Here is a 21,806-nt window from a genome sequence, read left to right on the forward strand (position 1 = left end):
ACTCCTCATTGCCTCATTGCCGCATTGCCTTGCCGTCAGGGTCGTAGGGTGAGGCCGGAATAACGCGCGCCGGCCGCTCGACGCCGACAATGTGCACCGAAAGCCCGGTGCCCTCCCCGGCGAAATCGTCGTCCATCAACGCCAGCGCGACGCTTTTGCCAATGGTGTAGCCATAGCCGCCGGAGGTGACGAAACCGACGCGCCGGCCCTTATGCCAGACCGGCTCGAAGCCGCTGGCGTCGGCATCGACGGCATCGACCTCCAGCGTCACGATCCGTCGCCGGACACCGGTATCGCGTTCCTTCAACGCAGCCTCGCGGCCGATGAAATCGCCCTTGGAGAAGGCGATGAAACGGTCGAGGCCGGTTTGCGCCGGCGTGTAGGCCTGCGTAAATTCGCGCGACCAGATGCCAAAACTCTTTTCCAGCCTGAGCGCATTGAGCGCATAGAAACCGACTTCCGCCAGGCCGAGATCTGCGCCGGCGGCGAGCAGGGTTTCGCGCAAGGCGGCGTGCATGACGGTCGGGCAATTGATCTCGAAGCCGAGCTCGCCGGCGATCGACAGCCGCGCCACGCGAGCGCTCACCATGCCGATGTCGAACCGGCCGCAGGCCATGAAGGGCAAGGCGCTTGCCGAGACATCCTGATGCGTGGTCCGCGCCACGATATCCCGCGCGTTCGGCCCGGTGACGAGGAAGCCGCTGACTGTGTCGGAGATGTCGATGACGGAGACACCCTGCGCCGCATGCGCCTCGAACCAGCGCATGTGGAATTCCCGGAGATAGTAGGAACCCATCAGCCAGTATTCGCCGCCGCCCCAGTTGAGCACAGTGAGATCGCCCTTCAGCCTGCCGTCCGGACCAAGCATCGGCGCCAGCCTCGCCTGCCCCGGCTTCGGCAGTTTCGACGCCAGCAGCCGGTCGAGCCAGGCCTCCGCGCCAGGCCCCGATACCGCATAGCGCGAGAAGGCCGAGGTATCGACGAGGCCAGCGGCGCGCCGCACCTGCAACGCCTCGTCGCCGACGATATCGAAGGCGTTGGAGCGCTTCAGCGTCGTCTCCTCGCGAAAGCCGATCGGCGCGAAATAGGCGGGGATTTCCAGCCCCCAGGAGGACGTCCATTCGCATCCCGCCGCCGTCATGCCGTCGTAGGCGCCGGGCCGCTTCAGTGGCCGGCCGGCGGGCAGGCGCTCATTGGGGAAGGTCATGACGAAGCGGCGGGCATAGAACTGGCGCGTCGTCTGCTTCAGATATTCGCGGTTGGCGGCAAAAGCGCCGTAGCGGGCGATGTCCATGCCGAATATGTCGGCTTGCGGCTCGCCATGGATCATCCACTCGGCCAGCGACTTGCCGACGCCGCCGCCCTGGCTGAAGCCCGCCATGACGCCGCACGCAACCCAGTAGTTCTTCAAGCCGCGCACCGGGCCGACGAGCGGGTTGCCGTCGGGCGTGAAGGTGAAGGCGCCGTTGACCCATTTGCGGATGCCGGCGTGCGCCAGGCAGGGAAAGCGCTCATAGGCTTTGGTGAGCTCGGGGCTGATGCGGTCGATGTCCTCGGGGATCAGCTCGATGCCGTAATCCCACGGCGCGCCGTCCATGTTCCAGTGTTTCGGATTCTGCTCGTAGACGCCAAGCAGGACGCCTTTGCGCTCCTGGCGCAGATAGGAGAAGCCGTCGAGGTCGACGGCGAGGCCGAGCTCCTTGTCGAGCGCGGCCACCTCCGGAATGTCCTCGGTGACGAAGTAATGATGCTCCATCGGCGTCACCGGCAGCTCGACGCCGGCCATGCGGCCGACCTGCTTGGCCCACAGACCTGCAGCATTGACGACATGTTCGGCGACGATCGTGCCCTGTTCGGTCAGCACATCCCAGCCGCCATCGGCGCGCGCCTTCAGATCGAGCACCCGGTTGCGCAGGATGACATCGGCGCCACGTTTTTTCGCGGCCCCTGCATAGGCATGCGTGGTGCCATAGGGATCGAGATGGCCTTCGTTGGAATCATAGAGGCCGCCCAACACGCCGTTGACATCGACGATCGGGCACATAGCCTTGATCTCTTCCGGCGTCACCAGCCGCGCGGTCTCGATGCCGACCGACTGGAACACTGCCCAAGCCGATTTCAGCCACTCCCAGCGCTGAGGATCGCTCGCCATGTTGACGCCGCCGGTCATATGCAGGCCGGCATTCTGGCCGGACTCGGCCTCGATCTCGCGATAGAGCTTGATCGTATAATCCTGCAGTGCTGCGACATTGGGATCGGCGTTGAGGGCATGGAAGCCTGCCGCGGCGTGCCAGGTCGAACCGGCGGTCAGCTCGGCACGTTCGATCAGCGCCACGTCGCTCCAGCCGAAGCGCGCCAGATGGTAAAGCACCGAGGCGCCGACCACGCCTCCCCCGATCACGACCGCCCGATAATGCGACTTCACGAGCCTCTCCCTCTCGTTGGATGCCCACACGATACATACACTGGACACATGTGTCTAGACACTTATGTCCAGAGCTTGCGCAGAATTCAGCGCCATGGCACTTGTGGGTCCATGATCATGATTGCTCCGCAGGCCGAGCCGGCACCCGGCAACATCAAGGTGACGCGCCAGGACTGGATCGATCTGGCGCTGCAGACCCTCATCGCGGATGGCATCGAAAGCGTGCGGGTGCTGACGCTCGGCCAGAAGCTCGGCGTCTCGCGCTCGAGCTTCTACTGGTATTTCCAGAGCCGCCAGGACCTGCTCGACCAGCTGCTCGCCCATTGGCATGATACCAACACCAAGGCGATCGTCGAGCGCGCCGGGCGGCCGGCCGCAACCATCATTATGGGCGTCATGAACGTGTTCGAATGCTGGGCCGACGAGCGCCTGTTCGATCCCAGGCTCGATTTTGCCGTCCGCGAATGGGCACGGCGCTCAGACGATGTTCGCGCCGCCATCGACCAGGCCGACAATGACCGCCTTGGCGCCATCCGCGAGATGTATCGCGGCCACGGCTATGACGAGGAAGACGCCTTCATCCGGGCACGTGTGCTCTACTACATGCAGATCGGCTATTACGTGCTCGACCTCAAGGAGCCGGTCGAGGCGCGGGTCAGCCATCTCGCCGCCTATCTGCGCGCCTTCACCGGCCAGGAGCCGAGCGACGCCGATGTGGCGCATTTCATGCACTTCATCGCTGCGCGCTGATATGCATTCATCGCCGAAGCGATCTCGTACCTTCGGAAGCCGAATCGAAATGCCACGCTAGGAATAGCCGGAGATTCAACGCTATTTGTCAGAAAATACGCTGACGAACGACCTCACAACTCGCCAAGGAAAGCTGACTCCGCTCCCTCCAAACCAGCCTTCTGGGCAACTCCTGCTGCCATTCTCTGCTTGTCTAGCTCGTCGCGGATGCGTCGTCTTATAAGTCGTTCTGGAAGACCAACGTTGTCCGTTCGAACCTTTTCAGCAACCTCGATAACATCCTTCGGTATCGTTTCGAATACCGGTGCAATAAAAATCCGAGACCAACCGACGCCGGACGTGTCAATTTGATCACGGCGAGGGCCAAAAGCCAGGTATTTCATTAGAAAATCTATAGAAATAAGAGGGGCATGACCTATTAACTTTGCAACGTCCTTGTCTACATTCTTCAGCAGCGACCACGCCGCGCTATCAAGCGTCAAATACCAGCTCGAGTATCCAAGCACAGATGCCCCTGTATGCCGCTTTCGCTGAGCCAAGGCCGCTAAGTAGTTTTCAGAATCGTGCTCTGAAAGGCGATGAGCATTGATACTGAACCCCTCATCTCCCCGTCTGCGTTTGTCATGAATCTTCCTCCAGTATTCTCGAACTTCATAGATCACATCGGTATCCAACCTGGATAATTCCGGCGTTTCTGCTAGTTCGATATTTGCCGTATCCGATAGAAAGTCTAAGAGATCCTCAATTGGCCTAAACTCGCCAGCAAACCCCTCAAGCCAAATCAGAAAGTCACTATTCTTGCGCCCTTGTGCCGTGTACTGCCCATAGAGATATGGGACGCGACCTTTCCAAGCGCCCGACGACATTCGATAGTAGGTCTTACATAGGTTTATATGGCGTTCGCACTCATTCATAATCCCATCCGTGACCAGCAGTTTTGTGCCGGTTCGGGAAAGTTGAGCCAACATTCGCGTAAAAGGCCGCAAATCGGGGTCGAAAGCCTGCTCGGCGATGAGTGGCAAGATGACGGTCGTATCAAGCCAAATCACACCATGCTCAAAGAGCTTTTTTGTAGCCTTCTGAACGTCAGGGACTTCCGACAAAAATGCAAAAAGGGTGTAAGCGGTCGACAGCAATCGGAGCAACTCGCGAGTAGGTTGGCTAGGAGTTTCTAGAATATCTAGGCACGTTTCATGCAAGAAGCTCTGATAAGTTCTACCGTCGTTAAGCTTTCCCTTGGGTGATAGACCACCAATAACGTCACCCATGAGGTCGGCATTTAGGGCCATATTCTTGTCACTCACTAGAGATTGAGCGAATTCTTCACCGGACCTATAGAAATATATCTCAATGGCATTTCTTATTATAGAGCTAAATTTTACTTCAGTTTCTTCGTCCGGCAATTTTGTTCTATCCAATATTTCATCTACGTCTTGCTGAAAGGCATCATTTAAAATCTTAAGGTCAGCGACTCGATCCTTGGTTGCTTCGCGCTCCTCAAAGCTTAGATGGTATTCATCCAACTTCCTCCAATGCTTCAACACCGTTTTCGATAGCCTCTTTAACGAACTTTCGATGAATGGCCTCAGCTGATGAGGAGAATGCCGCGGTAGCAACTTGTTTATGGCAGAATAAACTTCCTCACCTTTCATTTTATTTTCGGCACTCGTATACCGAAGGACACACTTTACTAGGGCGTCGTAGCAGGATTTAGTTAATCCCTTAGCTGCGTCTTCGTCATGCGCTTGCATTTCTAAGTAGTGAAGTGCAGTTCTCGCCTCTTGCCCTTTCAGCTCTACATTTCCCGGCAAAATACCTTTTGCTTCAAGGAGCGGATCAACAAATACTCGAGCCAGCTCAAGCGCTGCAGAGCGCCTGGATTCATCCAGATCCATTCGCTCGATAAACCACGATTGATCCCGTACATCAATGTTGATTCCATTTCTGGCCGAATCAGCCTTGATTCCATCTGAAGCCGCACCTATTTTCTGATTTGACATAAACACTATTGATGTAGTATCTGGAAAATCCTTTCGTATCTGCTTTATTGTTTCAAGCAACTTTGCATTCCAGTCCTTTCTAACAGAATACTGAAACTTAACGCGGGGAGCCTCGAGGTCCGAGAATACTTCAGCGTCTCGGCCACCATCACCACTGGCACTCGCGGTTGTGCGCAGTCCCGGGAATTCGGTCGCTAGGAAGGTCGAACATAACCTTTCAAAGTACTCCCAGTCAGACCCCTTCATTGTTGTCAAAGCGAGCTCAAACCGGCTGGCCGCAATCGACATGATTTTCCTCCGACGAGAAAGGACGCTGGACAACTGCAACGCTGTTCGCGGCTGTGTTTGACATGGTGCAGGTTAAACAAACGCGGCCGAATGTCGACCACTAGATGCCCTCTCGCATGCCTCAGGCAGATCCTAAGGCAGGGGCGTCGCTGTCGTTCCTTGGAGCTGCTAGCAACAATCCGTGCGGTGTGGCCCGGCTGCCCTTGTGAGCCGGGTGAAATGGATGAATAGTCTTCGCCGGGTGTGCCCGCCCTGAAATTGCCCGCTTGCGGTCTTCAGGTCGTGGTGGGGTGAGTTTCGGGAATGGCCAGTCCTTTAGAACGACGTCCAAGAAGAAGAGGTCCGATCGCCGCCGCACTGCTGGCGGTGGATGCGTGGATCGATTCCTCCCTCTACGAAATTGGCTTCAAGGCCGGCCAGTTCTGGGAATCGGCAACCATTTTTTCGCGACGCTTTCGCGTCACCGGCTGGCGGCGCGGCATCATCGAAGTGCTGAGCGAAGGTTTCACCATGGGCGCCGGCGGCTTCGTGGTGCTCTTGGCGCTGGCGATGCCGGCCTTCCAGATCACCACGGGCGACTGGCGCAGCCAGGGCGATTTCGCCGTCACCTTCCTTGACCGCTACGGCAACGAGATTGGCCAGCGCGGCATCATCCAGCGCGATTCCGTTCCGGTCGACGAGATGCCGGATCATGTCATCAAGGCAGTGCTGGCGACCGAGGACCGGCGTTTCTTCGAGCATTACGGCATCGACGTGCTTGGCCTGTCGCGCGCCATCTTCGAGAATGTGCGGGCCAATTCTGTCGTCCAGGGCGGCTCCAGCATCACCCAACAGCTGGCCAAGAACCTGTTCCTGTCGAATGAGCGGACCTTGCAGCGCAAGATCAAGGAAGCCTTCCTGTCGCTGTGGCTGGAGGCCAATCTGTCGAAGAAGGAGATCCTGCAGCTCTATCTCGACCGCGCCTATATGGGCGGCGGCACGTTCGGCATCGAGGCGGCGGCGGATTTCTATTTTGGCAAGAGCGTCAAGGATCTGAACCTCGCCGAGGCGGCGATGCTGGCCGGCCTGTTCAAGGCGCCGACCAAATACGCCCCGCACATCAACCTGCCGGCTGCCCGTGCCCGCGCCAATGTGGTTCTGTCCAACCTCGTCGATTCCGGCTTCATGACCGAAGGCCAGGTGTTGCAGGCAAGGCTGCATCCGGCCGAGATCGTCGACCGCGGCGAGCAGAAAAGTCCGGATTATTTCCTCGACTGGGCCTTCGACGAGGTCAAGAAGATCGCCAAGCCCGGCCAGCATTCGCTGGTCGCCCACACCACCTTCGACGCCAACATCCAGAAGGCGGCGGAAGAGTCCGTCGAATTCCACCTCCGCCAGTTCGGCAAGGAATACAACGTCACCGAAGGCGCCGTGGTGGTGATCGAGACCAACGGCGCGGTGCGCGCCATTGTCGGCGGCCGTGACTATGGCGCCAGCCAGTTCAACCGCGCCACCAAGGCGCTGCGCCAGACCGGTTCGTCCTTCAAACCTTACGTCTACGCCACCGCGATGGAGCATGGCTTCACGCCGGACTCCGTCGTCTCAGGCGGGCCGATCAGCTGGGGCGGCTGGTCGCCGCACAATTACAATGGCGGCTCGGCCGGCAATGTGACGCTGATCACGGCGATCGCCAAATCGATCAACACCGTGCCGGTGCGGCTGGCCAAGGACTATCTCGGCATCGGCCCGATCAAGGCGATGGCGGAATCATTCGGTGTGGAATCGCCGCTGGAATCGCACAAGACCATGGTGCTCGGCACGTCGGGCATGACGGTGATGGACCAGGCGACGGGCTACAGCGTGTTCGCGCAGGACGGCTTCGCCGGCTCCCGCCACGGCATCACCCAGCTCGTCACCCGCACCGGCGAGGTGGTCTACGACTGGGCCAAGGATGCGGCGGCGCCGCATCGCGTCTTGTCCGAACAGGCGCTGAAATACATGAACACCATGCTGGCGGCGGTGCCGGCCATCGGCACGGCGCGGCGCGCGCAGCTGCCCAACATCGTCGTTGCCGGCAAGACGGGCACGACGCAGTCCTACCGCGACGCCTGGTTCGTCGGCTTCACCGGCAACTACACGGCCGCCGTGTGGCTCGGCAATGACGACTTCACCCCAACCCGCAACATGACCGGCGGTACGCTGCCGGCGATGGTGTGGCAGCGGCTGATGGTCTACGCGCACCAGAACATCGACCTGAAGCCGATCCCCGGTCTCGACAAGCCTTTTGTTGACGAAGAGATCGCCGCCAAGGCCGAAGAGGCAGAGAAGAAAAATGCCGACCAGGCGGCCGCCGATGCCGCTGCCGAGCGTCCGCCGGTGCTGTCCAGCCGCACGACGCAAACGCTGCGCGAGATGACGAAGGTGTTCCAGACAGCACCCGTGCTCAGCGCACCATCGGCGCCGGAGACCCTGTCGGCGCTCTGATCCGCCATTCCACAGCCCCGCTTGCTCTACGGCCTGCCCCGCTATATCCCCGAACGACAATTCTCTCGTCCCGGTTCTTCATGCTCAAGACCGCCTTTTTCACGCTGCTTTCGCTTGCCATTGCCATCGGCGGCGGCGGCGGCAGCGTCTGGTATGCGCTGCAGGCGCAGAGCGGCGTCGGTGCGATCAGCATCGGCCAATGGACCGCCTTCCCCGAGATCGGCACGCAAAATGCCGACCCCTATTCGAAGGCGCGCGTGGCGCGCGAGGGCGTGCTGGCGCTGGGCAAGGCGGAGGGGCTGTCTTTCATCGCCGAACGCGATGCGGCCGGCGACGAGCTTCAGCGGCAATGCGACTACAGGATCGAAGGCAGTTTCCCCACCGCCCGGTTCTGGACACTTTATGCCGCCGATCAGTCGCTCGGCGTGGTCGACACCGGCAAGCCGAGGCTGGCGGCGCTGCAGTCCTACCAGGTGCTGCGCCAGCCCGACAATTCGGTGATCATTGCCGTCGGCAACCGCCCGGCGCCCGGCAACTGGCTTCTGACCGAGGGTTTTGGCCGGATGTATTTCGTGCTCACCTTCTATGACACGCCGATCGCCTCGAGTACCGGCCTTTCCGACGTGACGCTGCCCCGCATCGTCAAGGCGGGCTGCAATGCGTAGGCTGCTGCACGCCGTCCTGCTCGGCCTGCTCGGCGCCGGCATCGTTCACATCGTGGTGCTTTTGCTGGTGCCGGAGTTTACCGAGCGCGACGCCTGGTCACGGCTGGCGATGGCGTCCGACCTCTACAAGATGACCAGGCTCGACGCCGAGGCCGGCGGCGCGCCTGTGGTCAAGTCGGTCGATCCGTTGTTTTACGCCGCCGCCTGCCGCTTCGACCTTGCCGAAGGCGTGGTGCGCATCAAGGCGCCGGGCAGCGTGCCGTTCTGGTCGGTGTCGGTCTATGACCGCAACGGCCACAATTTCTATTCCTTCAACGACCACACAGCAACCGGCAACAAGCTCGACACCGTGGTGCTGACGCCGGCGCAGATGATCGACGTGCGCCGGGAGTTGCCGGAGGATTTGCAAGGGGCGATATTCGTCGAAGCGCCGATCGAGGAAGGCATCTTCGTCATCCGCGCCTTCGTGCCTGACGACAGCTGGAAGCCGGTTGTGTCGCAGTTTCTGGACCAGAGTTCCTGCGAGCTGCAGGACTACTGATTTTCAGCCCTGATCAGGAGGCGGCTCAGTGGTGCGGAACAGGCATGTTTGGTGTGCCTGGCTTGTCCGAGCCGGCTGGCCGCGCCCCGCCCGCCGCCGGCGGATGCTCGTAGCGGACGCCAGGGAAAATGATCACCGCCGCCGGCGTACCGGTGTTCTGAACTGCTCGATTGACTGGTGCCCGTCGCGGCACAAAAGACAGTACCATGCCCATGGTTCGCGTATTCCTCTCGGTTGCCCCGGAGCACAACGCAACGCCTCCAAATGTGATTAAGGCAGGCAGAGGGTTAACGGAGCGCTAACGGATCGCCGCTAATTTGATGTTTGTTCCAGGCCTCACGCGAAACCGACACAGTTGCGGTTGAGCATGGTCCGGGTCGTGTCGAGTGTCGGGCGTATCTTCCGTGTCAGTTTCGGATTTCAGGCAAATCGCTATACGAACGGAGTCGGGAAAAGCCGAAAGGCTGTTTCGCGCCGCGGTGTCGGCGTTCTGCTCGCTGACCCGCCCGTCGCGCCGCGAGATCGCCCAGCTCGAGGATCTGACGCTGCCGCTGTTTGACAGCGTGTCGGTCGAATCACGCCGCTATGTCGCCGCCGCCCTTTCCGAATGCGAATATGCGCCGGCTGCCCTGGTGCGGCGGCTTTGCGAGGAGCCAGTCGATGTCTGCGCGCCCTTGATTGTCCGTTCCCGCGCCCTGAGCGATATCGACCTGATTGCGCTGATCGGCCGCCACGGCCTGCCGCATGCGCGCGCCATTGCCCGCCGCAAGGATTTGAACCCGACCATCGCGCAGTTGATCAAGGCGCTGGAAAGGCCGACGCTGGTGCGGGTGCGGCAGCCCGAGCCGATCGCCCAAGTGACGGGCGACAGTGCCGAACCCGCTGCCGCCGCTCCCAGCTCACCCAAACTGCCCGGCAGCGCTGCCGAAAGCGCCAGGCGCCGGCTGCGCACGATGATGCTCGCCGAGAGCGAGGCGACATCGGTCAATCCTTTCGTCGGCTCAGCAACTTACAGCAAGCTGCGCGAGACGGCGCTGACGGGCAACGCCGCCTTCTTCCAGACCGCGCTTGCCGACGCGCTCGACATCGACTTTTCGACGGCGCGCGCGCTGACCGAGCAGTCGAGCTACGTCTCGCTGCTCGCCGGCTTGCGGGCGCTCGACCTCAGCGAGGACAGGGCATTCCTGATCACGGTCGCCGTCTACCCCAAGGAATTCCCTCACCCGCAGGCGATCCGCATCTTCCTCGACCGCTACCGGCTGCTGCACCACGAGGCCGCTCTCGAAAAGCTCCGCGGTTGGAAGGCCGAAACACTTTCGCGATCGGTGCGCGGCAATGCACTCGCCGCCGCGAACGCCGACCAGGCGCCGGACGGCGACAAGGCCAGTTTAGGGGCCAGCCTCAAGGCGTCTTGACGGAGAGAAGCTCCTCGACGGGGACCGAGCCGGCCTCGATCTCGACCACCCAGATATCGGGATCGAATTTTTTCTCCCGCTCCAGCCTGGCATCCAGCACGGCGGCATCGTCGCCGGCGCCGAGCAGCGTAAAAAACCGGTCATCCGGTTTGGCCGAATCGTAGCTGGTCTGCGGCGCCGGGCCGAACAAGGAAACTTCCCCGAGCCGGCCACGCGACAGCACGAAGACCGCGCCGGCCTCGGTCGCACCGCGCTTGACAATGGCCGCAAAGCCGCCAGCACCGAACACACGGCGCAGCAGGGCCGACACCCAAAGATCGGTGGTTACGCGCATGGGAGAGTTCCGGAGGACATGCGCAGCGTCTTAGCCGGATTTTCGCCGATCCGCGAGCGGTCGTCTCGTCAGTTGGTCAGGCCGATCTCGCGCATCTTGACGTAGACGACCTCGTCGGGCTCGCCGGTCTCGGGCAGGCCGAACAGTGACTGGAATTCCTTGATCGCAGCCTTGGTGCGGGCGCCGACGACGCCGTCGAGCTGCATGTCGTCATTGCCGAATGCCTTCAACCCGGCCTGGATCTTGACGATGCGGGGATCGGGCGCCTGGGCGGATGCCGGCGCTGAGACTGGAATGGGCGCGGGGGCGGCCACGGGCGCGGCAGCGGGAGCAGCGGCCATATCCACGGGCCGTGGCGCCGGATGCGGAATACCCGCCGTCGTCTGCTTGGCGCCGAGCTGGTCGAGCAGGACGGCGTCGATCTCACCGGATGCCGGCAAACCGACCTTCTGCTGGTAGGCCTGGATTGCCTTGTGGGTATTCGGCCCGGAAATGCCATCGACGGTGCCTGTATAGAAATCGAGGTCCTTCAGGATGCCCTGGACCTGCTCGACAGTCGGGTCGCTCTTAACGGGCGCAGGCCGCAGGATGTTGATGGTGGTTTCAGGTTCGTCTGTGCCGGGGTGCGGAAAACCCTCGATGCTGCGGGTGGCGAAGAAGGCGCCGGCATGCGGAAACGGCTGGTACCACAGCGCGTTGGCGGAAACGTAGAACAGCGTCACCAGAAAGGCGGTCGAGCCGCCGACCAGGACCGGATTGCGCGAGATGGCGCCGCCGAGCGCAATCGCACCGGCCTCGAAAGCGCTGCTGCGGCGCTTGACCGCCTTAGGCTGTTTTGCGGAGCGAGCCATTCCTGTCCCCTTTCGCGTCGCCCTTCGTCCTCGTCACGGGCATCGGCAGCACGCCGTTCCTGTCGGTCGCGCGCGCCTTCGGCCCGTTCACCGGCAGGCTGATCGTGACCGTGGTCCCCTCGCCCGGCATGCTCTCGATCGACATCGTGCCGTCGTGCAGGGCCACCAGGCCCTTGACCAGCGACAGGCCGAGCCCGGTGCCCTCGAAGCGGCGCGTATAGTCGTTCTGGATCTGCATGAACGGCTTGCCGAGATTGGCGAAATCCTCTTCGGCGATGCCGATGCCGGTGTCCCTGACCCAGAAATGCAGCCGCGAGCCGATCCGCTTGGCGCCGACGACGACATCGCCGCCATCCGGCGTGAACTTGACCGCGTTGGAGACAAGGTTGATCAGGATCTGCTGCACGGCGCGGCGGTCGGCATTGATCTCGCCGGCGTCGGGCGCAATCTGCGCCTGGAGGTCGATGTTCTTGGTATTGGCCTGCAGCTGCATCATCGACTGGCACATCTCGACCGCCTCGATGAAGCGGAACGGTTCGGGCTCGGTCGCGTAGGCGCCGGCCTCGATCCTCGACACGTCCAGGATCGAGGTGACGACGGCAAGCAGATGCTGGCCCGAATCCCTGACCAGGCCGACATATTCCTTCTGGCGCGGGTCCTTGAAGCCGCCGAACATCTCATGCAGCAGCATGTCGGAAAAACCGATGATGGCGTTGAGCGGCGTGCGAAGCTCGTGGCTGACGACGGCCAGGAAGCGGCCCTTCGCCACCTCAGCCGAGGCTGCCGCCTCATTGGCGGCGGCAAGCTCGTCGCGCAGTTCGGCGATCTCGTCGTTCTCGCGCAGCAGCAGGGTGAAGGTCTCCTGCTGCTCTTCGGCCCGAACCAGTTCGAGCTGGAATGGCCGGTAATTGTCGGCCATCGGAGCATTGCCGTCCTGCGGCAGCCGCACCCGAAGATCGAGCCGCCGCGTCAGGGCGCCATCGCGCAGGTCGGCAAGCGCGCTCAGATAAGCAACGCGATCGGACAGATGGATGCGGTCAAACAACCCGGCGCCGAAAAGCAGTTCCGGCGGCAGCTTCAGCATGGTGCGCGCCCTGGCCGATGCATCCAGGACTTCGCCATGCCGAGCGACATGCAGGACAACGGCGTCGATCATGTCTTCGAGGCGATCGCTTGGAAGGAGCGCAGGCTGCGCGCGTACGGCATCGCCAAGGGCTGCAAGCCGGGGAACCAGCGTCAACCCCCAGGCCAGCGGCAGCAGCCAGTGCCATGCCGCGACTTGCACCGCGCCGAGCGGGACGACAGAGCCGACAAAGGGCTGCAGCAGCACTGCGGCAAGGGCGGCGATGCCACCCCAAAGTGCCGCGCGCCTTGAACCGCCGATCCACCAGGCTTCGAATGGAAGCGCCAGAGCCAGCAGCGCAACCGGCGACGCCAGGCCGCCCGCTGCCGCGATGACGCCGGCAAGGGCAAGACTGCCGGCGGCAAGCGCGACCTGGGCGGCCAGCGCCATCTTGCCCGACGCCGCCACCAGCAAGGCGGCGAACCAGCAAAGACCGAAGGCGGCGAAGATTGTTGCGACGGTAACGGCGGCGCCCATGCCCGAGGTGACCAGTGTCACAGCAGCACCCGCGGTAAAGAACGGAGCGGCGAGCATGATGCCGATGAAGCGGCGCTGGCGCAGGCGGTCGTCCCGGCCGACGATGACCGGATGGACCATGCGTTCGCAACCGGCCGCCAGCGCGCCAGGCAGTTCAAGATATCTGGCCTTTATCAAACTCAACTCAACGCACTCGCACCCGGTCGTGACAGCCCCTGCTTTGCAGGTCGTTTTTGTTTGTTTGAAACTCGCATCCAGCGTTTAAGGAATGAATAAGGCTGACCGGAACAACGCCCGCCCTGCGGCAAAAATTGCGGCGCCGGCGCCGGAATGCGCCGTCATTTGCGGCCATAGTAAACGGAGCGTTATGGGCAAAAGGCGTGAGCCGGCATGCCAGCACTCCCGGATATATCCATGCATAACAATTGCTTAGATGGTTAGTGCATGATTAAGGGAATCGCCGGCATTTGAAGCCAATGCATTGCAAAATGCTTCGTTTCGAATTTGCCTAAAATTTGAGGAAAATTTTCACTGGGCAAGCAAGCCGTCCTTTGCGCCTCATGTGTCATTGTCGCTGAGATAAAAGAGGTCATGGCGCATGGACACATGATCCGGTCATGGACGAGAGGGCAATTCGATGGGCTTTCTTATAAGAATGGCGTTCTGGTTTTCGCTGGTGCTGCTGGCGCTGCCGCTGGGCGTCGGCGCCGACGAGAACGGCCACGAGAGCGTTGGGCCGATCCAGGCACTGTTTGCAGCGCGCGAGGCGGTCGGCGACATCGCCGGCATTTGCGAGCGCAAGCCAGATGTCTGCGAGACCGGCAAGTCGGCGATGCATACGATCACCGCCCGGGCCAGGGAAACCGCCAAGATCGCCGCCGCCATGCTGGACGACAAGGGCACCGAACCCGCGACGTCGCCCGACACCTCATTGGCCACCGGCAGCGTCGCCGAGGACGTTGTGCTGCCGGCGACAGTCAACATCCCTGCCAAGCTGGTGGCGAAGAACTAACACCGTTTCCGCTGTCTCTACAGCGACACCGCAGGCCGGTCGGACCTCTCGGCGCCTGCGGTGTTTTTCTTCTTTTTCCGTGACGCCGCAGCCGCGGATGACTATATCCCAAGCAATGGCCACGACGATCCAGACGATCCGCGACGACTTTTCCCTGCTCGACGAGTGGGAAGACCGCTATCGCTATGTGATCGAGCTCGGCGAAGCGCTGCCGCCATTTCCCGACGCCGAACGCAATGCCGTGAACAAGGTGCCCGGCTGCGTCAGCCAGGTCTGGCTAACCACGAGCCGAGCGCCGGGCGCCGATCCCGCCATCACCTTCACCGGCGATTCGGACGCCCATATCGTGCGCGGCCTGGTCGCCATCATGCTGGCGTTGTTTTCGGGACGGTCTGCCAGCCAGATTCTGGAAACCGACGCCGAGGCAACGCTGAAGTCGCTCGGCCTCGACGAACATCTGTCGCCGCAGCGGGCCAATGGTCTGCGCTCGATGGTCAAGCGCATTAAGCGCGACGCCGAGATGGCGCTCAAGCAGACCGCTTAATTCCGGAAACAAAAAACGGCGCCTCGAAGGCGCCGTTGATCTTGTCGAACTGTAGCCGGTATTACCGCCCCTTGCGCTTGCGGCCGAGGCCCATCTTCTTGGCCAGCTGCGAACGGGCAGCGGCATAGTTGGGGGCAACCATCGGGTAGCTGGCGTCGAGATTCCACTTCTCGCGGTATTCATCGGGCGTCAGACCGTAGTGGGTCATCAAGTGGCGCTTCAGCGACTTGAACTTCTTGCCGTCTTCAAGGCAGACGATGTAGTCGTCATGCACAGAACGCTTCGGGTTTACAGCAGGCTTCTGCTTGTCGGCAGGAGGCTGTTCGCTTGCTCCGCCCACACGCCCGAGAGCAGCATGGACGTCGGCGATAAGATTTGGCAGTTCGCCAACTGGCACGGGATTGTTGCTGACGTAAGCGGCGACCACATCGGCGGTCAGCTCGATCAGCGCATCGCTATTTCGGGAAGGTGTTTCGACGATATCCATGGTGTTCAGGCCCCAACGAAAGATGTTTCTGTTTGCGCCCTTTTTGAGAGATCGGGCATGGCGCGAATTTCATGCGGGAAGAGCTTCATGGATTCGCGTCCGGGCATCTTAATGAGCCTACGGACCAAGTAAGTCAATTCGCATCTTGCGCTATATTCAACGATATTCATCGAATAGTCGCTCTTCAGCTTCAATCTTTCGTGCACTCTGTAACTTTGCGATATTTTCTGGTCGGACCAGGACTGGCATGACGTAGGGTCATGCATCACTAAATCAGCAAGGACTCATAAAGTGGATTGCGATGCTTGGCCTATGCTTTGTAGGCTCGAATAGCTGAATTGCTGGATTCGTACAAAATCAGAAGTTGCAAGGTGTTACGACGCCCGCCGAAGGAAGACCTGCTTAGACCGGATTCAATAGGGAACGAGATATTTTCCGTAGACCCAGCCAGCAACAAAACCGCCATTTTGCGCCGGGTCGTGCCAAACTTGACACCATTGGTAGCGAATTGCCTGTTTCTGCTTCCAGTGCGGCCGACCGGCGATTTCCAGAAGGTTGAGCCCTCCCGTGCACTTGCCGGTCATCTGCAGGATCGTCCCGTTGGGGTAAGCGGCCTGCTTCTGGGATGCGTTGGACGGATATTTGCGAACGTTGAGCGTGTCGCCGAACGGCACGCCAGCCACTTGCCAAGCGGCGAAGGCGGTTGCATGAGACTGGCCGGTAACGGCCAGAACGGTCGAAGCGACGGCGAGAGCCGCGGCGGTGCTGGTATAGAAATTCATCATCCTCTCCTTTCGGCTCATTGTCCCGAGCCCGCCGCACCAATGCCTGCCTGCCCTTGAACCCGCGCTGATCGGCGTGTTCACTTGCCATTCAAGTAACTTCTTCAGTGAGACGCAATGACCAAGACCCCAGCCTTTCCGACCGCCAGCCCGCCGAACCCTGAGAAACACCCGGTCTTCGACACGCATCACGGCATTACCCGCATCGACGACTATGCATGGCTGAGGGCGGATAACTGGCAGGCGATGTTCAGGGATCCTTCCCTGCTCGATGGCCGCATCCGCGCCCATCTCGAAGCCGAGAACGCTTATCAGACAGTGCTGATGGCTGACACGCTGGAGCTTCAGAAGCAGCTGTTCGGCGAGATGAAGGGACGCATCAAGGAAGACGATTCGACCGTGCCGATGAAGGATGGCCCCTATGCCTATGGCTCATCGTTCAAGCTTGGCGGCGAACAACCACGCTATTTCCGCATGCCGCGCGATGGCGGCGATGAGCAGATCCTGCTCGACGGCGACGCGGAAGCCGAGGGCAAGCCGTATTTCCGCCTCGGGGGCGTCGACCATTCGGCCGATCACCGCAAGCTCTTGTGGGCGTTCGACGACAAGGGCTCCGAATTCTTCACGCTGCGCGTGCGCGACCTCACCAGCGGCAAGGAATTGCCTGACCAGATAGACGCCACCAGTGGTGGTGGCACCTGGAATGCCGCTGATGACGGTTTCTTCTACACCAGGCTCGACGACAATCATCGCCCGTCCAAGGTGCTGTTTCATGCGCTCGGCGACAGCCCTCAAAATGACCGGCTGATCTATGAGGAAACCGATCCCGGCTTCTTCATGGATGTCGGCGGCACGCGCTCCAATAAATGGATCATGATCGGCATCAACGATCACGAAACCTCGGAATACCGCCTGATGCGCGCCGATGAGCCGTTCGCGGAACCCAAGCTGGTGGCGGTGCGCGAGATCGGCCTGCAATATGATCTGGAAGAAGGCGGCGACATCTTCTTCATCCTCACCAATGCCGACGGCGCCAAGGACTTCAAGATCATGACGGCGCCGGCTGATGACCCGGTGCGCGCCAACTGGGAAGAGCTGGTGGCGCACGAACCGGGCCGGCTGATCCTGTCGGTGGTCGGCTTCAAGGACCATATGGTCAGGCTCGAGCGCAAGGAAGGCCTGCCGCGCATCGTCGTGCGCGACCGCCGCAACGGCGAGGAGCACCTGATCTCGTTCGACGAGGAAGCCTACTCGCTCGGCCTGTCGGGATCCTATGAGTATGACACCGAGATCATGCGCTTTACCTATTCGTCGATGACGACCCCGGCGCAGGTCTTCGACTACAACATGCGCAGCCGCGAGCGCGTGCTGCTGAAGACCCAGGAAGTGCCGTCCGGCCACGATCCGGACCACTATGTCACGCGCCGGCTGATGGCGCCCGCCGCCGATGGCGAACTTGTGCCGGTGTCGCTCCTGCATCGCCGCGACACGCCGCTCGACGGCTCCGCACCTTGCCTGCTCTACGGCTACGGCTCCTACGGTATCGCCATCCCGGCAGCCTTCAATACCAACTGGTTCTCACTGGTGGATCGCGGCTTTGTCTTTGCCATCGCCCACGTCCGCGGCGGCAAGGACAAGGGCTATGGCTGGTACGATGACGGCAAGCGGGCGCACAAGATGAACACCTTCACCGATTTCATCGCCGTCGCGCAGCATCTCGTCGCCGAGCGTTACACACAACACGACCGCATCGTCGCGCAAGGGGGCTCGGCCGGCGGCATGCTGATGGGTGCGATCGCCAACATGGCGCCGGACAGTTTCGGCGCCATCGTTGCCGAGGTTCCTTTTGTCGACGTGATGACCACCATGCTCGATGCAAGCTTGCCGCTGACGCCGCCGGAATGGCCCGAATGGGGCAATCCGATCGCATCGGCGGAGGACTATCGGACGATCGCCGCCTACTCGCCCTATGACAATGTCGCTGATCACGACTACCCGCCGATCCTGGCGCTGGCCGGCCTGACCGATCCGCGCGTCACCTATTGGGAGCCGGCCAAATGGGTGTCGCGGCTGCGCGAGCGCAAGAGCGGCGACAATCCGGTGCTGTTCAAGATCAACATGGATTCCGGCCATGCCGGCGCGTCCGGCCGCTTTTCGAGGCTGGAGGAGATTGCCTACACCTACTCCTTTGCGCTCAAAGTGTCGGGCAAGGCCGAGATTGCAAAGGAGGCGTCATGATCGATCTATCCACCTTGATGGCGTACGTCGCGGTTGTGCTTGGCTTTGTGTTTATTCCAGGCCCGGCCACACTTTTGACCGTGGCGCGAGCGACGAGTTCCGGAACCCGGGTTGGCATCGCGACGGGCGCCGGCGTCGCAGCTGGCGATGTGTTCCATACCGTCATGGCGATGGTCGGCATTTCGGCGATCATCGCCACGTCGGCAACGCTGTTCAGCATCGTAAAATACATTGGCGCGGCGTATCTGGTTTACCTCGGCATTCGCGCGATCATCGAGAGAACACCGGCCAGCCCTGGTGCCGGAGCGCTTGCGATCTCCGCCGGCAAGGCGTTTCGACAGGCTGTCCTGACCGAGGTGCTCAATCCAAAGACCGCGCTTTTCTTCCTCGCCTTCCTGCCCCAATTCGTGCGGCCTGAAAACGGATCGGTGATGCTCCAGCTGATGACGCTGGGCATGATCTTTGTTCTGCTCGGCCTTTTCAGCACAGTCGTCTTTGCCGTAAGCGCGGGCCGGCTCGGCACGTTCCTGCGCCGCAATCCATCGGTGGTGAAATGGCAAGGCAAGGTGGTCGGCGGTATCTACTGCGCGTTGGGCGTTCGCCTGGCCTTGCAGCAGCGCTGACGTCGCAGCGAAGGCGCCCATCCAGGCGTGCCGATCATCACTTTTTGAATTCCGCGCTGCTCATTTTCACTCGCAATTGCAATGGCTGCGCGTTACCCAATGCGCGGCGCCTTCCAGATCACGACATACGCAAAAGGGTCCACTATGCTGCTCGTCGACACCTATCTCGAGAAATCGCCGATCCAGGGCATCGGTGTGTTTGCCAAGGAACACATTGCCAAGGGCACGCTGGTCTGGAAGCTCGACCCAAGATTCGACCGGATCATCGACGTCGAGACCTATGAGGGCGAGAGCGGGCCGGTGAAGAGCTATCTCGACCGCTATTCCTATCCCGACCGGCGAGATCCGGCCTATATCGTCTTCGAAGCCGACGACGCCCGATACATGAACCATGACGACGAACCGAATTGCGATGTCTCCTCCCCTGAAGAGACCTATGCCTTGCGCGACATCGCTCCCGGCGAGGAACTGACTTGCAACTACAGTCATTTCTTCGAAACAGGCTTCGATTTCCTCGGCGATCGCCACCTGTAGCCGAGATCACTTAGCCGGCTTGGCGCGCACCGGATAGCCGTTGGGATGCGGCGGCACCGCCTTGAGATAGGCGGCGATGGCTGCACGATCTTCCGGTGTTAATTGCGCCATGTTGCGCTGAACGTCGACCATGGCGCCGCCGACGGAATCGAAATCGGGTGTAAAACCGGTTTCGAGATAGTTGGCGATGTCGGCTTGCGACCAATCGCCGATGCCGCCCTCGCCCGATGTGATGTTCGGTACGATGCCGCTGCCTTCGGCGGCCGCCGCACCCGCGAGCCACTGGCCTTTCCTGGTGCCGCCTGTGAAGTCGCGTGGCGTGTGGCATTCGCCGCAATGGCCCGGTCCTTCTACCAGATAGCGGCCGGCCAGCACCGGATCTGGCGTGCCGTCGGCCAAGGCGGTCACCGGCTCCTTGCTGAGGTAGAGCTGCTTCCACAGGCCGAGGCCGCGGCGGATGTTGAAGGGGAAACTGAGCGCGTTGTCCGGCGCCTTGCCGGCGACCGCCGGCAGCGTCTTCAGGAAGGCATAGAGGTCGGCGATGTCAGCCGGCTTCATGCGGGCGTAGGACGCATAGGGAAAGGCCGGATAAAAATGCTCGCCGGACGGCGACACGCCTTTCAGCATGGCATTGGCGAGGTCCTCGACCGTCCAGGCGCCGATGCCGTCCTTGGCGTCTTGCGAAATGTTGGGCGGAACGAAGGTGCCGAACCGCGTCTTGAGTTCAAGGCCGCCAACCAATTGCAAACGGGCTTCGCCCTTGGACCCCGGCTTGGCGTGGCAGGATGTGCAGCCGCCGGCATTGAAAATGCGCTTGCCCCTGGCGGCGTCGCCGGGGGCGAGTTGCGCCAGGGTTTCAGTGTCGAGTTTCACTGGCGCCGACAATAACCAGCCGGCGCCGGCGCCGACGACGCCCAGGACAAGGGCGGCGCCGACGAGTTTTTTCAACAGGGCCATTGCCCGGGATCAGCCCTTCTTCACCCGATAGGTCTGGTGGCAGGTGCCGCAATCATTGCCGAGGGTGCCGATCTGCGCCTTGAGCGCATCGACATCGGCAGGTGCGGCGGCGACAGCGGCCTTGACGTCGGCGACGTATTTCTCGTTCGTGGTCTTGAAGCCCGCCATGTCTTGCCAGATTTTCGGCGAAGCGGTGGTGTCACCGCTGTCGCTGCCGGCCGGGAACAGCGCATCGACATCGACCTTCTCGGCATTGACCTGCAGCGCCTGCAGCGCCGTCAACACGGCGGCGGCATCGAAGTCTGCTTCCCCCTTGGCGATTTTCGACAGGCCGCCGACGAGTTTTCCGCGCTCCTTCATCAGTCCCTGTCGGTCGAGGATCGGGTCGGCAAAAGCGGCCGAGGCGGCCAGGCTGAGCATAGAGATGGCGATGACAAGCTTTCTCATTCAATTGGCTCCAGGATGATGAGGGGTCGCGACCTGACGTTAACGGATGGCGGGCAGAGATTATTCCCTGCTCGCCGCACGGAAACTGCCGCTTTGCAGTGTGCCTCCGTTTCGATCTGAAAAAAGAAAAGCCCCGGGGATGCCGGGGCTTTCTGGATCGATCAGGCTTTCGCTTTTTCGTACATTTCGAGGACGTGGTCCCAGTTGATCAGGCTGTCGACGAAGGCCTCGAGATATTTCGGCCGGGCGTTGCGATAGTCGATGTAATAGGAGTGCTCCCAGACATCGACGCCGAGGATCGGCGAGGCGCCATGGACCAGCGGGTTCTCGCCATTCGGCGTCTTGGAGATCGCCAGCTTGCCGTCCTTGACGGAGACCCAGGCCCAGCCCGAACCGAACTGCGTGGTTCCGGCGGCGATGAAGTCGGCCTTGAACTTGTCGTAGCCGCCGAGGTCGGCGTCGACCGCCTTCTGCAAGGCGCCCGGAAGCTTACTGCCGCCGCCGCCCTTCTTCATCCACTTCCAGAAATGAATGTGGTTGTAGTGCTGGGCGGCGTTGTTGAAGAGGCCGGCATTCTTGCCGAACGACTGCTTGACCACCTCTTCGACCGACAGATCGCCAAGGCCTGCTTCGGCGGCCAGCTTGTTGCCGTTGTCGACATAGGCCTTGTGGTGCTTGTCGTGGTGATACTCCAGCGTCTCTTTCGACATGTAGGGCTGCAGGGCCTCGTAGTCGTAGGGCAAGGCGGGCAATTCAAAAGCCATCGGTCATACTCCTCATGGAAAAACCCGGTGTGGATACCGGATTAAGATAGGGCTGGATTGTTCTGGAACAACTCCGGAATGAAGCG

Annotated in this window: 20 protein-coding genes; 10 read left to right on the top strand and 10 right to left on the bottom strand. The window is 61.2% G+C overall.

Annotated elements, in window-relative coordinates; translation table 11 throughout:
• Positions 1-13: 13 nt before the first annotated feature.
• Entirely contained in the window at positions 14-2,425 is a 2,412-nt protein-coding gene (locus AC1DZ8_RS27250; RefSeq protein WP_477302459.1) for a GcvT family protein, read from the bottom strand.
• Between the two features lie 111 nt (positions 2,426-2,536).
• Here AC1DZ8_RS27250 and AC1DZ8_RS27255 point away from each other — a divergent pair, with 111 nt between their 5' ends.
• The gene (locus AC1DZ8_RS27255) at positions 2,537-3,175 is read left to right on the top strand and encodes a TetR/AcrR family transcriptional regulator (RefSeq protein WP_477302461.1); all 639 of its coding nucleotides are present in this window, start codon (positions 2,537-2,539) and stop codon (positions 3,173-3,175) included.
• 113 nt (positions 3,176-3,288) lie between these two features.
• Here the strand turns inward: AC1DZ8_RS27255 and AC1DZ8_RS27260 are convergent, their stop codons facing one another.
• The gene (locus tag AC1DZ8_RS27260; RefSeq protein WP_477302463.1) at positions 3,289-5,463 is read right to left on the bottom strand and encodes a hypothetical protein; all 2,175 of its coding nucleotides are present in this window, start codon (positions 5,461-5,463) and stop codon (positions 3,289-3,291) included.
• Between the two features lie 303 nt (positions 5,464-5,766).
• On the opposite strand from AC1DZ8_RS27260, the gene AC1DZ8_RS27265 reads away from it, so the two are divergent.
• The 4 genes from AC1DZ8_RS27265 (at position 5,767) to AC1DZ8_RS27280 (ending at position 10,547) form a co-directional block, all read left to right on the top strand.
• Entirely contained in the window at positions 5,767-7,926 is a 2,160-nt protein-coding gene (locus AC1DZ8_RS27265; RefSeq protein WP_477302465.1) for a transglycosylase domain-containing protein, read from the top strand.
• A gap of 80 nt (positions 7,927-8,006) precedes the next feature.
• Positions 8,007-8,591 (top strand): DUF1214 domain-containing protein, encoded by a 585-nt coding sequence (locus AC1DZ8_RS27270; protein ID WP_477401914.1) that lies wholly within the window; start codon positions 8,007-8,009, stop codon positions 8,589-8,591.
• Positions 8,584-9,132 carry a DUF1254 domain-containing protein gene (locus tag AC1DZ8_RS27275; RefSeq protein WP_477302469.1) on the top strand — a complete coding sequence of 183 codons (549 nt, stop codon included), beginning with the start codon at positions 8,584-8,586 and terminating at the stop codon, positions 9,130-9,132. Before AC1DZ8_RS27270 ends, AC1DZ8_RS27275 begins: the two co-directional genes overlap by 8 nt.
• A 404-nt stretch (positions 9,133-9,536) precedes the next feature.
• On the top strand, positions 9,537-10,547 hold the full coding sequence (locus tag AC1DZ8_RS27280; protein WP_477302471.1) for a hypothetical protein: 1,011 nt from the start codon (positions 9,537-9,539) through the stop codon (positions 10,545-10,547).
• On the opposite strand, the gene AC1DZ8_RS27285 is transcribed toward AC1DZ8_RS27280, so the two are convergent.
• The 3 genes from AC1DZ8_RS27285 to AC1DZ8_RS27295 form a co-directional block, all read right to left on the bottom strand.
• Positions 10,534-10,881 (bottom strand): DUF1491 family protein, encoded by a 348-nt coding sequence (locus AC1DZ8_RS27285; RefSeq protein WP_477302473.1) that lies wholly within the window; start codon positions 10,879-10,881, stop codon positions 10,534-10,536. The two genes, AC1DZ8_RS27280 and AC1DZ8_RS27285, sit on opposite strands and share 14 nt — an antisense overlap.
• A 68-nt stretch (positions 10,882-10,949) precedes the next feature.
• Positions 10,950-11,732, bottom strand: a complete 783-nt coding sequence (locus AC1DZ8_RS27290; protein ID WP_477302475.1) for a peptidoglycan-binding domain-containing protein — start codon at positions 11,730-11,732, stop codon at positions 10,950-10,952.
• Positions 11,707-13,452, bottom strand: a complete 1,746-nt coding sequence (locus tag AC1DZ8_RS27295; protein WP_477302930.1) for a PAS domain-containing sensor histidine kinase — start codon at positions 13,450-13,452, stop codon at positions 11,707-11,709. Before AC1DZ8_RS27295 ends, AC1DZ8_RS27290 begins: the two co-directional genes overlap by 26 nt.
• A gap of 517 nt (positions 13,453-13,969) precedes the next feature.
• Between AC1DZ8_RS27295 and AC1DZ8_RS27300 the strand changes: the two genes are divergently transcribed.
• Positions 13,970-14,344 (top strand): DUF5330 domain-containing protein, encoded by a 375-nt coding sequence (locus tag AC1DZ8_RS27300; RefSeq protein WP_477302477.1) that lies wholly within the window; start codon positions 13,970-13,972, stop codon positions 14,342-14,344.
• Between the two features lie 115 nt (positions 14,345-14,459).
• A complete protein-coding gene (locus tag AC1DZ8_RS27305; RefSeq protein ID WP_477302932.1) occupies positions 14,460-14,888 on the top strand; it encodes a SufE family protein in 429 nt (142 codons plus the stop codon).
• A gap of 61 nt (positions 14,889-14,949) precedes the next feature.
• Here AC1DZ8_RS27305 and AC1DZ8_RS27310 read toward each other — a convergent pair whose 3' ends face one another.
• Together AC1DZ8_RS27310 and AC1DZ8_RS27315 are read right to left on the bottom strand one after the other, a co-directional pair.
• Positions 14,950-15,375, bottom strand: coding sequence for a Ros/MucR family transcriptional regulator (locus AC1DZ8_RS27310; protein WP_023673680.1), 426 nt, complete (start codon positions 15,373-15,375; stop codon positions 14,950-14,952).
• Positions 15,376-15,788: 413 nt separating this feature from the next.
• Positions 15,789-16,160 (bottom strand): SH3 domain-containing protein, encoded by a 372-nt coding sequence (locus AC1DZ8_RS27315; RefSeq protein ID WP_477302934.1) that lies wholly within the window; start codon positions 16,158-16,160, stop codon positions 15,789-15,791.
• A 114-nt stretch (positions 16,161-16,274) separates the two neighbouring features.
• On the opposite strand from AC1DZ8_RS27315, the gene AC1DZ8_RS27320 reads away from it, so the two are divergent.
• From AC1DZ8_RS27320 to AC1DZ8_RS27330, 3 genes are all read left to right on the top strand, one after another.
• Positions 16,275-18,395 (top strand): S9 family peptidase, encoded by a 2,121-nt coding sequence (locus AC1DZ8_RS27320; RefSeq protein WP_477302479.1) that lies wholly within the window; start codon positions 16,275-16,277, stop codon positions 18,393-18,395.
• On the top strand, positions 18,392-19,018 hold the full coding sequence (locus AC1DZ8_RS27325; protein ID WP_477401917.1) for a LysE family translocator: 627 nt from the start codon (positions 18,392-18,394) through the stop codon (positions 19,016-19,018). The genes AC1DZ8_RS27320 and AC1DZ8_RS27325 overlap by 4 nt, the downstream gene beginning before the upstream one ends.
• Positions 19,019-19,162: 144 nt before the next feature.
• Positions 19,163-19,552, top strand: coding sequence for an SET domain-containing protein (locus AC1DZ8_RS27330; RefSeq protein ID WP_477302481.1), 390 nt, complete (start codon positions 19,163-19,165; stop codon positions 19,550-19,552).
• A gap of 6 nt (positions 19,553-19,558) precedes the next feature.
• Here the strand turns inward: AC1DZ8_RS27330 and AC1DZ8_RS27335 are convergent, their stop codons facing one another.
• The 3 genes from AC1DZ8_RS27335 to AC1DZ8_RS27345 form a co-directional block, all read right to left on the bottom strand.
• Positions 19,559-20,509 (bottom strand): cytochrome c, encoded by a 951-nt coding sequence (locus tag AC1DZ8_RS27335; protein ID WP_477302483.1) that lies wholly within the window; start codon positions 20,507-20,509, stop codon positions 19,559-19,561.
• A gap of 9 nt (positions 20,510-20,518) precedes the next feature.
• Entirely contained in the window at positions 20,519-20,956 is a 438-nt protein-coding gene (locus AC1DZ8_RS27340) for a cytochrome c (protein WP_112564124.1), read from the bottom strand.
• A 161-nt stretch (positions 20,957-21,117) separates the two neighbouring features.
• On the bottom strand, positions 21,118-21,720 hold the full coding sequence (locus tag AC1DZ8_RS27345) for a superoxide dismutase (RefSeq protein WP_477302486.1): 603 nt from the start codon (positions 21,718-21,720) through the stop codon (positions 21,118-21,120).
• Positions 21,721-21,806 lie beyond the last annotated feature (86 nt).

Source organism: Mesorhizobium sp. P2_F7, assembly GCF_056403695.1.

Excerpts from the sequence above, each read along its gene's own strand:
- AC1DZ8_RS27325 (WP_477401917.1), top strand. The coding sequence starts at position 18,392 with ATGATCGATCTATCCACCTTGATGGCGTACGTCGCGGTTGTGCTTGGC.
- AC1DZ8_RS27330 (WP_477302481.1), top strand. The coding sequence starts at position 19,163 with ATGCTGCTCGTCGACACCTATCTCGAGAAATCGCCGATCCAGGGCATC.
- AC1DZ8_RS27300 (WP_477302477.1), top strand. The coding sequence starts at position 13,970 with ATGGGCTTTCTTATAAGAATGGCGTTCTGGTTTTCGCTGGTGCTGCTG.
- AC1DZ8_RS27340 (WP_112564124.1), bottom strand. The coding sequence starts at position 20,956 with ATGAGAAAGCTTGTCATCGCCATCTCTATGCTCAGCCTGGCCGCCTCG.
- AC1DZ8_RS27285 (WP_477302473.1), bottom strand. The coding sequence starts at position 10,881 with ATGCGCGTAACCACCGATCTTTGGGTGTCGGCCCTGCTGCGCCGTGTG.
- AC1DZ8_RS27320 (WP_477302479.1), top strand. The coding sequence starts at position 16,275 with ATGACCAAGACCCCAGCCTTTCCGACCGCCAGCCCGCCGAACCCTGAG.
- AC1DZ8_RS27270 (WP_477401914.1), top strand. The coding sequence starts at position 8,007 with ATGCTCAAGACCGCCTTTTTCACGCTGCTTTCGCTTGCCATTGCCATC.
- AC1DZ8_RS27315 (WP_477302934.1), bottom strand. The coding sequence starts at position 16,160 with ATGATGAATTTCTATACCAGCACCGCCGCGGCTCTCGCCGTCGCTTCG.
- AC1DZ8_RS27290 (WP_477302475.1), bottom strand. The coding sequence starts at position 11,732 with ATGGCTCGCTCCGCAAAACAGCCTAAGGCGGTCAAGCGCCGCAGCAGC.
- AC1DZ8_RS27275 (WP_477302469.1), top strand. The coding sequence starts at position 8,584 with ATGCGTAGGCTGCTGCACGCCGTCCTGCTCGGCCTGCTCGGCGCCGGC.
- AC1DZ8_RS27305 (WP_477302932.1), top strand. The coding sequence starts at position 14,460 with ATGGCCACGACGATCCAGACGATCCGCGACGACTTTTCCCTGCTCGAC.
- AC1DZ8_RS27345 (WP_477302486.1), bottom strand. The coding sequence starts at position 21,720 with ATGGCTTTTGAATTGCCCGCCTTGCCCTACGACTACGAGGCCCTGCAG.
- AC1DZ8_RS27310 (WP_023673680.1), bottom strand. The coding sequence starts at position 15,375 with ATGGATATCGTCGAAACACCTTCCCGAAATAGCGATGCGCTGATCGAG.
- AC1DZ8_RS27295 (WP_477302930.1), bottom strand. The coding sequence starts at position 13,452 with ATGGTCCATCCGGTCATCGTCGGCCGGGACGACCGCCTGCGCCAGCGC.
- AC1DZ8_RS27335 (WP_477302483.1), bottom strand. The coding sequence starts at position 20,509 with ATGGCCCTGTTGAAAAAACTCGTCGGCGCCGCCCTTGTCCTGGGCGTC.
- AC1DZ8_RS27260 (WP_477302463.1), bottom strand. The coding sequence starts at position 5,463 with ATGTCGATTGCGGCCAGCCGGTTTGAGCTCGCTTTGACAACAATGAAG.
- AC1DZ8_RS27265 (WP_477302465.1), top strand. The coding sequence starts at position 5,767 with ATGGCCAGTCCTTTAGAACGACGTCCAAGAAGAAGAGGTCCGATCGCC.
- AC1DZ8_RS27255 (WP_477302461.1), top strand. The coding sequence starts at position 2,537 with ATGATCATGATTGCTCCGCAGGCCGAGCCGGCACCCGGCAACATCAAG.